Annotated in this window: 11 protein-coding genes and 2 riboswitches; of the genes, 6 read left to right on the top strand and 5 right to left on the bottom strand. The window is 71.5% G+C overall.

What is annotated here, in order from left to right:
• Position 1 precedes the first annotated feature (1 nt).
• Positions 2-1,963 carry a VWA domain-containing protein gene (locus tag E1287_RS15940; protein ID WP_207934243.1) on the bottom strand — a complete coding sequence of 654 codons (1,962 nt, stop codon included), beginning with the start codon at positions 1,961-1,963 and terminating at the stop codon, positions 2-4.
• Positions 1,964-2,058: 95 nt separating this feature from the next.
• Positions 2,059-2,128, bottom strand: a riboswitch (cobalamin riboswitch).
• 125 nt (positions 2,129-2,253) lie between these two features.
• A riboswitch (cobalamin riboswitch) is annotated at positions 2,254-2,452 on the top strand.
• Positions 2,453-2,488: 36 nt separating this feature from the next.
• Between E1287_RS15940 and E1287_RS15935 the strand changes: the two genes are divergently transcribed.
• The 5 genes from E1287_RS15935 to E1287_RS43735 all read left to right on the top strand — a co-directional run bounded on the left by E1287_RS15935 (position 2,489) and on the right by E1287_RS43735 (position 7,126).
• Complete coding sequence (locus E1287_RS15935; protein ID WP_131965723.1) at positions 2,489-3,556, top strand: ABC transporter substrate-binding protein; 1,068 nt, start codon at positions 2,489-2,491, stop codon at positions 3,554-3,556.
• Positions 3,553-4,638 carry an iron ABC transporter permease gene (locus E1287_RS15930; protein ID WP_131965722.1) on the top strand — a complete coding sequence of 362 codons (1,086 nt, stop codon included), beginning with the start codon at positions 3,553-3,555 and terminating at the stop codon, positions 4,636-4,638. Before E1287_RS15935 ends, E1287_RS15930 begins: the two co-directional genes overlap by 4 nt.
• A gap of 2 nt (positions 4,639-4,640) precedes the next feature.
• Positions 4,641-5,510 (top strand): ABC transporter ATP-binding protein, encoded by an 870-nt coding sequence (locus E1287_RS15925; RefSeq protein WP_131965751.1) that lies wholly within the window; start codon positions 4,641-4,643, stop codon positions 5,508-5,510.
• 79 nt (positions 5,511-5,589) lie between these two features.
• Positions 5,590-6,327, top strand: a complete 738-nt coding sequence (locus E1287_RS15920) for a (2Fe-2S)-binding protein (protein ID WP_131965721.1) — start codon at positions 5,590-5,592, stop codon at positions 6,325-6,327.
• Positions 6,328-6,976: 649 nt separating this feature from the next.
• Positions 6,977-7,126, top strand: a complete 150-nt coding sequence (locus E1287_RS43735) for a hypothetical protein (protein ID WP_165969023.1) — start codon at positions 6,977-6,979, stop codon at positions 7,124-7,126.
• On the opposite strand, the gene E1287_RS15915 is transcribed toward E1287_RS43735, so the two are convergent.
• From E1287_RS15915 to E1287_RS15900, 4 genes are all read right to left on the bottom strand, one after another.
• Positions 7,106-8,302, bottom strand: coding sequence for a YcaO-like family protein (locus E1287_RS15915; RefSeq protein WP_131965720.1), 1,197 nt, complete (start codon positions 8,300-8,302; stop codon positions 7,106-7,108). The genes E1287_RS43735 and E1287_RS15915 overlap by 21 nt on opposite strands.
• Positions 8,303-8,312: 10 nt before the next feature.
• A complete protein-coding gene (locus E1287_RS15910; protein WP_131965719.1) occupies positions 8,313-8,576 on the bottom strand; it encodes a PqqD family protein in 264 nt (87 codons plus the stop codon).
• Entirely contained in the window at positions 8,573-10,414 is a 1,842-nt protein-coding gene (locus E1287_RS15905; RefSeq protein ID WP_131965718.1) for a hypothetical protein, read from the bottom strand. Before E1287_RS15905 ends, E1287_RS15910 begins: the two co-directional genes overlap by 4 nt.
• 88 nt (positions 10,415-10,502) lie before the next feature.
• Entirely contained in the window at positions 10,503-11,546 is a 1,044-nt protein-coding gene (locus E1287_RS15900) for a SagB family peptide dehydrogenase (protein ID WP_131965717.1), read from the bottom strand.
• A gap of 355 nt (positions 11,547-11,901) precedes the next feature.
• Between E1287_RS15900 and E1287_RS15895 the strand changes: the two genes are divergently transcribed.
• Complete coding sequence (locus E1287_RS15895; protein ID WP_131965716.1) at positions 11,902-13,011, top strand: rRNA adenine N-6-methyltransferase family protein; 1,110 nt, start codon at positions 11,902-11,904, stop codon at positions 13,009-13,011.
• The last annotated feature ends 16 nt before the right edge of the window (positions 13,012-13,027 follow it).

Here is a 13,027-nt window from a genome sequence, read left to right as displayed (position 1 = left end):
CTCAGGCCGCCTTCCGCTGATCGCGCACGATCTTGTCGAGGTCGCCCAGCGGCACGAGCCGTGCCCCGAGCCGCGTCGCGAGCCGTCCGGCGAGGCCGAGCCGGACGGGGCCGTCCTCGCAGTCGACGACGATTCCGGCGGTCCCCGCGAGCAGCCCGGCGGCCCGCGCCACGTCACCCTCGGCCGTCGCGCGGCCGTCGGTGACGATCACGAGCAGCGCCCGCCGCGCCGGGTCGCGCAGCCGCTCGGCGCGCAGCACCTCCGCCGCCCGGACCAGCCCGGCGGCCAGCGGTGTGCGGCCCCCGGTCGGCAGCGCGCGCAGCCGGGCCGCGCCCGCCTCGACCGATGACGTCGGCGGCAGGACGAGGTCGGCCGTACGTCCCCGGAAGGTGATCAGGCCGATCTTGTCTCGGCGCTGGTAGGCGTCCAGCAGCAGGCTCAGCACCGCCGTCTTCACCGTGGTCATGCGACGGCGCGCGGCCATCGAGCCGCTGGCGTCCACGACGAACAGGACGAGGTTGCCTTCGCGGCCCTCCCGGACGGACTCGCGCAGATCGTCCGGCCGCAGCACGAGCCCGGCGCCCGACCGGCCGCGCGCCCGCTGGTGCGGTGCGGCGGCCAGGATGGTCGCCACCACGTGAGGGTCGCGGACCTTCGCAGCCGGACGGCGTGCTCCGGTGACGCGGCCGCGCGGGGTCCGCGACCGCGACCGGCGTCCCGCGACGCCGTCGCCGACACCGGGAACCTGCAGCAGCGGCACCGCGTGCGGCGCGGCGGCGGACGCGACCCGCTCGCCGCCTCCGCCCGTGCCCCCGGGCGGTTCGCCGTCCTCCGCCTCTGGAGCGGGCGGCTCGGATCCGTCCGCGCCGCCCTCGGGAGGAGATGTCCGATCGCCTGTGCCTCCATCGTCGCCGCCGGGTGGCGGGTCGTCATCGGGAGAGGTGTCGTCGAGCAGATCGTCCAGCAGCGACTCGTCCAGCCCCGGGGCGTCGAACGGGTCGCGGCGGCGGCGGTGCGGCAACGCCAGCCGGGCGGCGGCGCGGACGTCGTCCGCCGCCACCTCGTCGCGGCCGTGCCAGGCGGCGTGCGCGAGCGCGGCGTTCGCCGTGACGAGGTCGGCGCGCAGGCCGTCCACCTCGAACCCGGCGCACACCGCCGCGATCTGCTCCAGCCGCTCGTCCGGCAGCCGGACGCCCGCCAGCCGCTCCCGCGCCGCCGCGATGCGAGCGGCCAGCGCGGACTCCTCGGCGGCCCAGCGCGCCGCGAACCCCGCCGGATCGGCGTCGAACGCCAGCCGCCTCCGGACGACCTCGGCCCGCTCCTTCGGCACCCGCGACGCCCGCACCTCCACCGTCAGCCCGAACCGGTCGAGCAGCTGCGGGCGCAGCTCGCCCTCCTCCGGGTTCATCGTCCCGACGAGCAGGAACCGCGCCGCGTGCCGGACCGACACCGACTCCCGCTCGACGTAGCAGGTGCCGAGCGCGGCCGCGTCCAGCAACAGATCGACGAGGTGGTCGTGCAGCAGGTTCACCTCGTCCACGTACAGGACGCCGCGGTGCGCCGCCGCGAGCAGGCCCGGCTCGAACGCCTTGACACCCTCGGTCAGCGCCCGCTCCACGTCCAGCGACCCGGCGACCCGGTCCTCCGACGCGCCGACCGGCAGCTCCACCAGCGCGGACGGCCGCCGCACCGGCGGGACGCCCCGGTCGTGGGGACCGTCCGGGCAGGACGGATCGGGCGCGGCCGGATCGCAGGCGAACCGGCAGCCCGCCACGGTGTCCACGGCGGGAAGCTGCGCGGCGAGCGCGCGGACCACCGTCGACTTGGCGGTCCCCTTCTCGCCGCGTACCAGCACGCCGCCGACCCGCGGGGAGACGGCGTTGAGCAGCAGCGCCAGCTTCAGATCGTCGAGGCCGACGACGGCGGTGAACGGATAGGCGTTGTTCAGGCGGCCGCCGTCCATCAGGACGTGGGGGCCGGAGCCGAGGGCGGATTCACGGTGGTACCTCCGTTAGGGAATCTTGCGCGTCCCGGAAAGATGAGGTCGCGGCGGTCCGAGTGACCTGGCTCCCGGGCTCGTCGACCCGGATACAGTGGCGCGTCCGCACCGGCCTCTCACCGGATTTCCCTCGGACAACCGCGGAACAGGGGGACGGTACGGTCCCGCTCCCGCGGCTGTCAAGATCACGCGCGCCCAGGTCAAGGGCCGGGCCAGGTGACACTTCCCTACCCGTTGTCATGATTTATTGCGACTTCCTTGCAACTACGTCCTGTGTCACCATTGCGGGGTAGGCGATGGCGGACGAGGAAGCCGGTGCGATTCCGGCGCGGTCCCGCCACTGTGATCGGCGAGCGGATCCCGACGACGCCACTGCCCGCGCGAGCGGGCGGGAAGGCCGGGACGAGCATCGACCCGAGAGCCAGGAGACTCACGCGGTCGCCTCCTCGACAGGACTGGGGCGGATCTCCCCAGAGAGGAGAGGGCAGCATGCCCAGAGGCTCGACATGCCCGGCGCCGCGCCGGGCGACCGCACACCGGGCCGCCGACGTACGCTCCGGTATCCGTGTGCGGGCATGGGCGCCCACGCTGCTCGTCGCGGTCGTGCTGGCACTGGCCGCCGGATGCGGCGGCGACACGGGACGCTCCTCGGCCGACCGCGCGGAAACGGCGCCGCCCGGCTTCCCGGCGACGGTGGCCAACTGCGGGGTGACGACCACCTACCAGCGCCCGCCGAAGCGCGCGGTGTCGCTGAACCAGCACGCGACCGAGGTGATGCTCGCTCTCGGCCTGGAGAAGTCGATGGTCGGGACGGGCTACCTCGACGACCGGATCCTGCCGGAGTTCCAGGCCGCCTACGACCGCGTCAAGGTGCTGTCCAAGGAGTACCCCTCCTACGAGACGCTGCTGGCGGCCGAGCCCGACTTCGTCTATGGCGGATGGGCCAGCACATTCGAGGAGGGCCGTAGCCGGGCCGCCCTGAAGAAGGCCGGGATCGACACCCATCTCAACATCGAGGAATGCCCCAAGGGCCCGGTGACCATGGCCACGGTCGAGAAGGAGATCCGGACCATCGCCGAGATCTTCGGCGTGCCGGACCGGGCCGAGCGGCGCATCGCCTCGCTGCGCGCCGTCCTGGACCGGGTCAAGGCCCGGCTCGCCGGACCCGCTCCCGCCGCGACGCCGGTCAAGGTCGCCGTCTACGACAGCGGCGACAAGACCGTCTTCACGGCGGGCGGCGCGGGGATCGGCAACGAGATCATCCGGCTGGCGGGCGGGACCAACCTGTTCTCCGACATGCGCAAGGCGTACGGGGACGTCTCGTTCGAGCAACTGGCCGCACGGGCGCCCGAGGTCATCGTCATCTACGACTACGGAGACCAGTCCGCCGGCGCCAAGCAGAAATTCCTGCTGTCCAACCCCGCGCTGAAACACGTTCCCGCGATCAAGAACAAGCGGTTCGCGGTCCTGCCGCTGTCGTCCACCGTCACCGGCGTCCGGGCGGCCGGCGCGGTCGAGTCGCTCGCCCGCCAGCTGCACCCGGACCGGTTCACATGACCGGCGTCGCCGAGCCCCGCGTCTCCGGCGGACCAGCGGCGGTCGCCGCCGCCCCCCGCGGCCGCCTCCCCTATCCGCTGGTCCTGGCGCTGTTCGGCGCGCTGGTGCTGGTGGCGGCCACGGCGGGAATCGCCGCGGGCTCGGTGGGGATCCCGCCGGGCCAGGTGTGGGGCATCCTGCTTCACCAGGTGCATCCCGCGCTGGCCGAACCGGTCTGGTCACCGGTCCGCGAGACGATCGTGATGGACGTCCGGCTGCCCCGGGTGCTGCTGTGCGCGGTGGTCGGGGCGGGGCTGTCGGTCTGCGGGATGGTTCTGCAGGCCGTGGTCCGCAACCCCCTGGCCGACCCCATGCTGCTGGGCGTGTCCTCGGGCGCGATGGTCGGCGCGGTGCTCGTGGTGGTGTTCCCGATGGCGTGGTTCGGGATGTTCTCATTGCCGCTGGCAGCCTTCGGCGGCGCGTTGCTGGCCTTGGTCCTCGTGTACTTCCTGGCCCGCTCCGGCGGCCGGATGACCACGATCCGCCTGGTCCTGGCAGGCGTCGCCACTGCCGAAGTGCTCACGGCGGTCGCGAGCTACCTGGTCCTCACCTCCGACGACCCCCGCGCCGCCGAATCGGCCCTGCGCTGGATGCTCGGCGGCCTCGCCGGCACCACCTGGACGGTGCTGTGGATCCCCGCGGCCGTGGTCCTCGCGGGCACGGCGGTCCTGCTCGGCCTGTCCCGTCCCCTCAACCTGCTGCTGGCCGGGGAGGAGGCCGCCGCCGCGCTCGGACTGGACGTGCACCGCTTCCGCGGCGCGCTGTTCGCGCTGGTCGCCCTGATGATCGGCGCGATCGTCGCGGTCAGCGGCTCGATCGGCTTCGTCGGGCTGATCATGCCCCACGCGGTACGGCTGCTGGTCGGAGCCGACCACCGCCGCGCGCTGCCCGCCGCGGCCCTGCTGGGCGCCGCTTTCCTCATCGCCACCGACCTGGCGGCGCGAACCCTGATCAGTCCCGAGGAGATCCCCGTCGGCATCCTCACCGCGCTCGTCGGCGGCCCCTTCTTCCTCTTCCTGATGCGGCGCAAGGCGGTGCGATGACCATGGACGCGGTCACGACGAGTGCCGGACCTAGGGCCGGGACGCTGCGAGCCGAAGCGGTGTCGGTAGTCGTCGACGGCCGGACCCTGGTGGACGACGTTTCCCTGTCAGCGGCGCCAGGGGAGATCGTCGGGCTCGTCGGCCCCAACGGCGCCGGAAAATCCACCCTGCTGCGCACCTTCTACCGGGCCCGGCGCCCCACCTCGGGACGGGTCCTGCTAGACGGCGAAGACGTCTGGCGCATGCCGGGCAAGCATCTTGCCCGGCATCTGGCCGCCGTCCTACAGGAGACGTCCGGTGACTTCGAGCTGACCGTGTATGACGTCGTGGCGATGGGCCGCACCCCGCACAAACGCACCTTCCAAGGCGACGACCCCCACGACCGCGAGATCATCACCGGGTCGCTGGCGGAACTGGAGGCAGCGCACCTGGTCGACGCGCCCTTCGACCGGCTGTCGGGCGGTGAGAAGCAGCGCGTCCTCATCGCCCGCGCGCTGGCCCAGCGAACCGGGGTCCTGGTCCTGGACGAGCCGACCAACCACCTGGACCTGCGGCACCAGATCGACGCCCTTCACCTCGTCCGCCGCCTCGGCGTCACCGCGGTCGTCGCCCTGCACGACCTCAACCTGGCCGCCTCGTTCTGCGACCGCCTCCACGTCCTGAACACCGGCCGTACCGTCGCGACGGGGCGCCCAGGGGACGTGCTCACGCCAGAACTGCTGGCCGATGTCTACCGGGTCGACGCCGAAGTCGTCGAGCACCCCCGCAGCGGCCACCCCCAGATCACCGTCCTCCCAGCAGAACACCGCAGCAGAAATGGCGAGCCGATGAAAAGAATGCCGAATGGCCGACGATCAGGCAGCGACGACTAAACCAGCTTTAACGGAAGCCGATTCCCGCGCGCCACGAGGTATTGACCACGGACTTCTGCCGCGAAAAGAAAGCCGCTCTATGACACACCTCTCGCGTGTTCCACCCGAGGACGTCATGGCCGCGCTGACCGAGGCCGCCTCGCTGGGAGCCTTCTTCGCGATCGCCGTGGGAGGCCCGGAGACCGGATGGCGACCGGCCGACGACGCCTACGCCGCCGGCGTCCAGACGCTGGTCGAGGCGACTGCGCTGCGCCACTGCACCGCCGAGATGCGGATCGCGGCCTCGATCACGCAGCTCGGGCATGCGGCCCGCCTGTGGTCCCCGGTCCTGTACTGCGCGGTCGCGTACGGCATCGTCCTCGACCTGGAGGAACTGCAGCAGGCCGAGAGCGGCCCTCGGCTTCGCCTTCCGGCCCCGCAAGGGCACCGCGCACCCGACGACGGGCGCCTCGCCCAAGCGCTCTACCAGGCGGTCGTCGTCCGGCATCTGGACCGCCTGGCGGCAGGCCTGCGCGTCAAGGTCGCCGCCGGCCTGCTGTACGGCAACGCCGCCTCGGCCCTGGCCGAGGCGGCCCGCACGATCCTGGCCGCCCGCCCGGAGCTGCGCGGCGACCTGGTGAGGCTCACCGAGGAAATGCTGAACACCAGCCGCCTGGCCGGGACCGGGCGGATCACCTCCGCCGACCTGGATTTCCGGCGCCGCAGCTGTTGCCTGTACTACCGGGCCCCGAACGGAGAGAAATGCGAAGACTGCTCATTGGCGAGCAAAGTCAACGATCAACGAATTGGCGAAAGTAATTGGCGGAAGCCCCATTGACCCGTCCACCCATGGTTGCTTACCCCTCATCCGAGCGGGCGCAGTAGGAGCGGTGAGGAACCGGTGAAAACGCCAGATCGTGCGGGCTTCGGTGCCCTGAATAACGAGTGGCTCGACCGTATGGTCTTTGTCGCGCGTGCCAAGGCCCGCCGAGCAGTCGTGCAATACATCGAAGGCTTCTATAATTGACATGGGCTTCACTCGGCGATCGTGTACCGGACCCCACCGGAGGTCCATACCGAGTACCTGAGCCGACAGCAGGCCGCGTAGGTCGCCATCAGAACGCTGTCCGGAGAGCGTAGGGCCCTCAGTGCTCATCAACCTGCTACTTGCTTGATCAGGGCCTGACTCGGCGGCGCCCGTTCCGGCTGACCGGCGGCGGGTCGCGGCGGCGCAGTGCGCTGCAGCCCGGAGTGCGGCGGGAGATGCAGGTCCGGCACATGACGGTCGAGCAGTATCTGTACTTCAGGGACGTGGGGCTTGGCGGGCGGCTGCCGGATGGGAGCGTGAGCGGGGGGTTTCGCGGGTGGGCGCTGCATCGGAGCCGGGCGGCGTTGGAGTTGGCGGTGCTGACCGGGATGCGGCTTCAGGAGTGGTCCACGATGCTGATGCCGGAGCTGGGCGAAGGGGTGCGTCGGCGGGACAGCCGGTGGAGCTCGAGCTGCAGAAGTGCGCGAAATACGGGATGGCGCCGGTCGAGGCTTCGGCGGCGTCGCTGGCTCGCCGCCGGAGCGAACGGTTCGTCGTCACCGGGATTGATCTGCGCTCCGGTGTGCCGTCACGGGTAGGGGTGGGGTAGGTAGTCGCCGGTGGGAGCGGACGGAGGCGAGGGGGTGCGGGCGCAGGATGGGCGGACCTCCATGTGGTGGAGGCCCGACGCCACGACGCGCACGACCGACGGGCCGTCGTCTTCTCCGGCGAGTCTCACCCATGCCGCTGACATGTCGGGGGCGGCGGGGGGCGAGGCGACGCGGCCGTCGTTGTGAGTCAGGCGGTCGAGCAGGGCGAAGCGGTCGGGATTGCAGTAGTAGAGAAGATGGTCCTGGAACGTGGTGACGTCGTCCACTCGGCGGTTCCCGTATAGCGCGGCGAGCAGCCGTACCTGGACGGCCTCGGCCAGGGCGTGCCGCAGCCGCTGGACCGGGTCGTCGTGGGCGCTGAAACCGATCCCGAACGAGTAGGTGGAGGGTCTGCGGGTGAGGACCGCGGCGACCGGTCGTCCGGTCAGGGCCGTGGTCTGGAGCGGCTCGGTGGTCCAGCCTAGCCGGGCGTCGCGTTCCAGGGCCTCGGCGATCTCCGGCGGGATGCCGTCGATCGGCGTGAAGTGGGCCTCGCCCGCCCAGACCCGCATCACGGCGTCGCGCTCCAGCAGTTCGGCGGTGGCATGGCGCACCGCCGACGTGGGGTCCCGCCCGGCGGCGAGGCCAATGGTGGTGATCTCGCTGAGCCGGCCATCGGGCGGGACGTCACGGAGGGCGATCAGGGCTTCGGGGATCCAGACGGGCCGCCCGTCGTCCACCGCGGTTCCCCGCGTCCAGGTCAGCGGGCGGTCTGGGGTGTAGTCGGGAAAGGGCCATCGCGCGGGGAAGACGGGGCGGCCGATCACGCCCGGCACGTCCAGGACCGGTTCCCCTGCGGTGGCCAGCTCGGCCGCGGTGGCCCGGATGCCGTCCGGGCGCCATCGGCGGGCGGCGACGCGTTCGACCAGCTCGCCGACGCATGCGGTGATCGCTTCGGAGGTGGACGTCGCGCATCCCGCGAACTCGATCGGGCGGTCGCCGTCGTCGCGTTCGAGGCTGCCGAGGGCGAGGACGTGGCCGAGGAGCTCCGGGAGGGCGAAGTGGTGGCGCAGGTCGACATCGGCGGGAGGCCGCCACCGCGGGGCCCATCGGCGGAACTGCTCGTCCAGCTCGGGCCGGACCGCGGCGAGTTGGGCGGGTGTCCCGAAAACGCGCAGCCTGAGGCGTTCCTGCATCGGCGCCCCGTCAGGCCGCGGCCGTCACCAGGCCGCGGCCGGCCCAGTCGTCGAGTACGTCGGCCAGGTCTTCGCGGATCTGCACCGCGTCCCCTTCGTACTCCGCGCCGCAGGCGGCGGCGAGGTCACCCAGCGACCGCGATCCGTCGATGAGCCGCCACAGCAGCGCGGCGGTGCCCTCGAGCACCAGGTACTTTCCGGACGGGGTGGTGAGCAGGATCTGCTCCCCGAGGTCGTTGCTCTCGACGTCACCGGCATGGGCGTAGACGGTCATGGGGTGGTTCCTCTACTGGTCTTCTGGAGAAGGCGGGAGGAGATGCGGAAGACGGCTTTCTGCACGAGCAGAAGTGGCAGGACGGCGAACCGGTCCGGCCGCCCTGCGCCCGTGACGGCGCGATCGGCCGCCGCGACGAGCCGTCCCGCGAGGCGAGCCGGCCGGGTCCCGAGGTCGACGGTGCGGCCGTGCGCCGTGCGCAGGCCGATGACAGTGCCCAGCACATCGTCGATCGGGACCCAGAAGTAGCAGAACGGGTTGTGCGGATCGTAGTTGTCGGCGAACTGGAGGATCTCGGTGCGGCCGTCGGGGGTTGTCCGGACGTCGGCGACCCGGTGCGCGGCGAGCAGGTCCTGGGGAAGCTGGAGGAGGACGACCCGGCCGCGCAGCCCCGCACCGTGCGGCCGTCCCCAGCGGACGCGCACCCGCGTGCCCTTCTCGAACAGGGGATACATGCTGCGTGAGGTGTCCACGATGGGGACGTCGGTGATCCGTCCCTCGGCGGCGTACCGCTCACGGAGGACGCGGCGCGCCGTATCACGGGCGGTGCGAACGGACGATGCAGCGGGGGGCGAGGAGTCCTGGCGGAGATAGGCCCAGCGGGTGGGGGCCGGTCCGGCGAAGTGGCGTTCCACCGGGTGCCGTGGGGCCGTCAACAGTACGGCGCCGTCCCATGGAGCCAGGTCCTGGTGCGCCTCGGGCCCGGTGGAGATCGAGACGGGCCCGAGCAGTCGTGCGAACCCCTCTGCCGCCGTCTCGTACCGGCCGGGTTCAACGGTGCCGTGGAACACGAACTCCGTGGTGGTGCGCTGTTCGAGCATGCCGGGGCCGAGCAGCGAGCGGAGCGCTTTCGCCGGGACCGGGCCGTTCTCGCCGCGCACCGTCGTCACCAGCCGTCCGTGGACGCGTAGCAGCGGCAACGCGCGCCCGCAGGAGCAGGCGCCGGGTTCCTGGAGCGTACCGGCGTCGCCTATCCGGTAGCGCAGGATCGGCATCGCGGTGTTGACCAGATCGGTGACGACAATGGCCCCTGCCCTGCCGTACGGACGCGGTGCCTCGTCAGGGCCGACGACCTCGACATGAACGAAGTCCGCGTTGACGTGCATGCCCGCGCATCCCGGATAGGAGAAGGCGATCGGCGTCGCCACCTCGGCCGCGCAGTACATCTCCGCCGTCGGCGGCGATGTCCCGTCCGTCGGCCAAGAGTGCGAGACCTCGAACGAGGAGGCCAGTACGCGCACGTCGTTCCAGTCGCGTACCCGGTCGCGGAGCAGCGCGAGAACGTCGGGGCTGGACAGCAGCAGGTCTCCGGCCCCGAGCCGGTGCTCCAGGCGGCGCAGGACGTCCCGGGCTCCCAGCTCGTGGTATCCCACCCGGAGGTCCCGTAGTGCCGCGTTGACCCGGCCGGATCCGGGCCACGGGGTCACCGCGGTGAGGTCGAAGACGCGGGGCAGGCCGAGCCCGCTGTACCAGCGTGCCTCGCAGGCGCCCTGGTCGGACGGCACGTCGCGGGGACGGAGGATGTGGCTCGGTGCGCCGTTCGTCCCCGAGGTGAAGGTCAGGTCCAGCTGCCCGGGATCGGCCGTGGACGCGGCGAGTCGCGCGGTGTGGTGGCGCAGTTCGTCGCGTTCGAGGATGGGTAAGCCGGTCAGGTCGGGCAGGTCGCGCAGTTCGGGGTCGGCGAGCCGGTCCCACCATGGTTCCCGCTGGTAGAACGGCGCCGTCTCGGCCGCGGTCAGGACGATGTCCAGCCGCCGCCGGGCCTCGGCGCGGACCGCGTCGGCGCACCATTGGCGCTGATCGGCGGCCTGCCGGTCGGCCTCGACGACGCGGGGCACGCGGCCGTCTCGGACCAGCGAGAACGCGGCACGCGAGATGAGACCGCCGTATCTGCGCCGGGCGTGACCCCGCCCGGCGCGGGTTCGCTCAAAGCGTTTCTGCGAAGACATCACGCAGCGGATCCCGGTACCGGTCGTCGGCGGGGACACCGAGCAGGAAGGTGCCGACGTGCCCTTCCCGCAACGGATCGATGTTCAATGCGCCGGCGATGAGGGCCTCGCTTCCTCCGCCGATGACGCAGCCCCCGAGCCCGAGGGCGGTCGCCACCAGATAGAACGTCTGGTAAAGGGCCCCCACGTCCTGGTGCACGATCAGCAGACCGCCATTGTCGTACTTCCACATCGTTCGCCCGAAGACGCTGGTGACCACCAGAAGGACGGCGGGATCGCCTTCCATTAGTTCGGTATGCTCATGAAGGTTGCGCACCGTTTCGAAAAACGACTCGTCGGCCTTGTCGACCTGCTCCAGGTGACGCAGGAAAGGGTCGTAACGGTAGACGGCAGGCTCAAGACCGGTGACGTTCAGCGGATATACGTAGGTTTCCAGGGGATGCCGCCCGCCGCCCGACGGATGGGGCCGCCACGACACCCCGCTGCCGAACTTCCGGGCGTCCTGCCGGACCGCGCAGGCCATTTCCAGAAAGCGTCCGAGCGTTGCCGCGTCGATGGGCGTGTCACCGAATCTGCGGCATGATCTGCGCTCGGCCAGCACCTGGCTGAACGGGGGATCGTCCGCCGGCTCCGCCACGGGCAGCTCCAGGGACGGCCCCGCGGTGTCCTTGCTCGGTGGTTCCATCAGGTCCCGTGTGGCCTCGCGGTCGGCTGCCGGTCGCGCCGTTCTCGTCGTACGCTGGACCACCAGTTCGGCCGCTGACCAGTAATGACGCTCGGGAACCCGGTCATGTGGCACCAGCAGCCGGGCGGCGAGGAGGGCGACGACGACAGCGGGCTCGACCCCGGCGCGTGCGGCCAGGTCGGCGGCCGTGGCGGGCGCTTCGGCCACGTCCAGGACGCGCAGCGCCTCGACGGTGACCGCGTGTCTGCGGCCGGTCGCCCCATCGGTGGCCACCAGCCGTTGTTCCCGCCATTCCACCACCACGTGCGGGGTGCGTACAACGGTAGTCGACGCCACATCACGCTCCTTGGACGATCGCGGAGTAGGGGGCGGTGGGTCACGCCCGTCAACCGCCTATTCGGCGGTCGCGGTCATGCGAAGTCGGTGCAGAACGTGATGACGGCGAAGGCCATGTCAAGTTCGGCTATGCTCTCCAGCTCGGTGATGGACAGTTCACGAATCGTGGGCTTCTCCCAACGCTTCATAAGGCCTCCTTCTGACTACTCACTGTGCAGATGGTCCCGAAAATCCTCTGCCCCGCTACTCCACCGCGATCATAAAACGGAATCAGGTAAATCACGGGTAAAATCCCGGCGTTCTCAAGTGTCCGCGACTACCGTCGCGGACGGGAGCGAAAACGGGAGGTCAGCGAGTGGGGACAGGAGATACGACCGCATGGCGGGGCGCGATGGTCGACGAACTCAAAGCGTCCGGGGCGGTGCGTTCCCAGTCCGTCGAGGAGGCGATGCGGCAGGTGCCGCGGGAACGGTTCCTGCCCACCGACCTGCCGCCCGAGGATGCCTACGCCGACCGCGCCGTCACCCTCACCCAAGACGGCCACGGCTTTCCGGCCAGCACCGCGAGCCAGCCGACGATCGTGGCGCGGATGCTGGAGCAGTTGGACGCCCGGCCGGGGCACCGCGTCCTGGAGATCGGCACCGCCGGCGGCTACAACGCCGCGTTGCTGGCGCACCTGGCCGACCGGGTGGTCTCGCTGGAGATCGATCCCGCGCTCGCCGAGCGGGCGGCGCGGCGACTGGGCCCGGCGGTCGACGTGCGCGCGGTCGATGGCGCCGACGGCGCGCCCGACGCCGCCCCATTCGACCGCATCCAGGCGACTGTGGGCGTATGGGGCCTACCCGCCGCCTGGTTCGAGCAGCTCACGCCGGGCGGCCGGCTGGTCGTCCCGTTGTGGCTGCGACCGGGCCTGGAGGTGAGCGTCGCCTTCGAACGTCACGGCGACGTCCTGCGCGGCCTCAGCTGCGAGCCGTGCGCCTTCCTGCGGTTGCGGGGGGCGCACGCCGGTCCGGACGGCTACCGTCCGCTGGGCGACGGCCACTTCGTCACCGCCGACTTCCTCGACCCGTCAGGCACCGCGCGGCTGGGGCGGCTCCTGAACGAGAAGCCCACGGTCGAGGAGGCCGTGCCCGGCCTGGCGCGCGGCTGGTTCCCCTCGCTGGCGCTGGCGGACGAACGCGCGCTTCAGATCTTCTCCCTGCACACCGGCCAAGCGTCGTCCGGCCTGTACGACCAGCGGGCTGGGGCCCTGGCGCTGATCCGTGACGACCGGCTCTTCGGATACGGTGACGCCGCCCTATCCGCCGAACTCCGCACCCGCGCGCAGGCGGCTGAACCGCTCGACCCCGCCGACCTGCAGATAACGGCACGCCTGGCCGACACCTCACCGCGCGGGTCCGCCCGGTGGTCGTTGTCGCGCCCGCCCTTCCAGTACGACCTGCAAGTACGTGAGGCGGCACAGTAGGAACGGTCCACCCCTA

The organism is Actinomadura sp. KC06 (assembly GCF_004348735.1).
Classification (GTDB): Bacteria; Actinomycetota; Actinomycetes; order Streptosporangiales; family Streptosporangiaceae; genus Spirillospora.
This window is presented reverse-complemented; position numbering and strand designations above follow the sequence as displayed.

Coding starts and splice junctions, on each gene's coding strand:
- E1287_RS15940 (WP_207934243.1), bottom strand. CDS start 1,963: ATGGACGGCGGCCGCCTGAACAACGCCTATCCGTTCACCGCCGTCGTC.
- E1287_RS15935 (WP_131965723.1), top strand. CDS start 2,489: ATGCCCAGAGGCTCGACATGCCCGGCGCCGCGCCGGGCGACCGCACAC.
- E1287_RS15930 (WP_131965722.1), top strand. CDS start 3,553: ATGACCGGCGTCGCCGAGCCCCGCGTCTCCGGCGGACCAGCGGCGGTC.
- E1287_RS15925 (WP_131965751.1), top strand. CDS start 4,641: ATGGACGCGGTCACGACGAGTGCCGGACCTAGGGCCGGGACGCTGCGA.
- E1287_RS15920 (WP_131965721.1), top strand. CDS start 5,590: ATGACACACCTCTCGCGTGTTCCACCCGAGGACGTCATGGCCGCGCTG.
- E1287_RS15915 (WP_131965720.1), bottom strand. CDS start 8,302: ATGCAGGAACGCCTCAGGCTGCGCGTTTTCGGGACACCCGCCCAACTC.
- E1287_RS15910 (WP_131965719.1), bottom strand. CDS start 8,576: ATGACCGTCTACGCCCATGCCGGTGACGTCGAGAGCAACGACCTCGGG.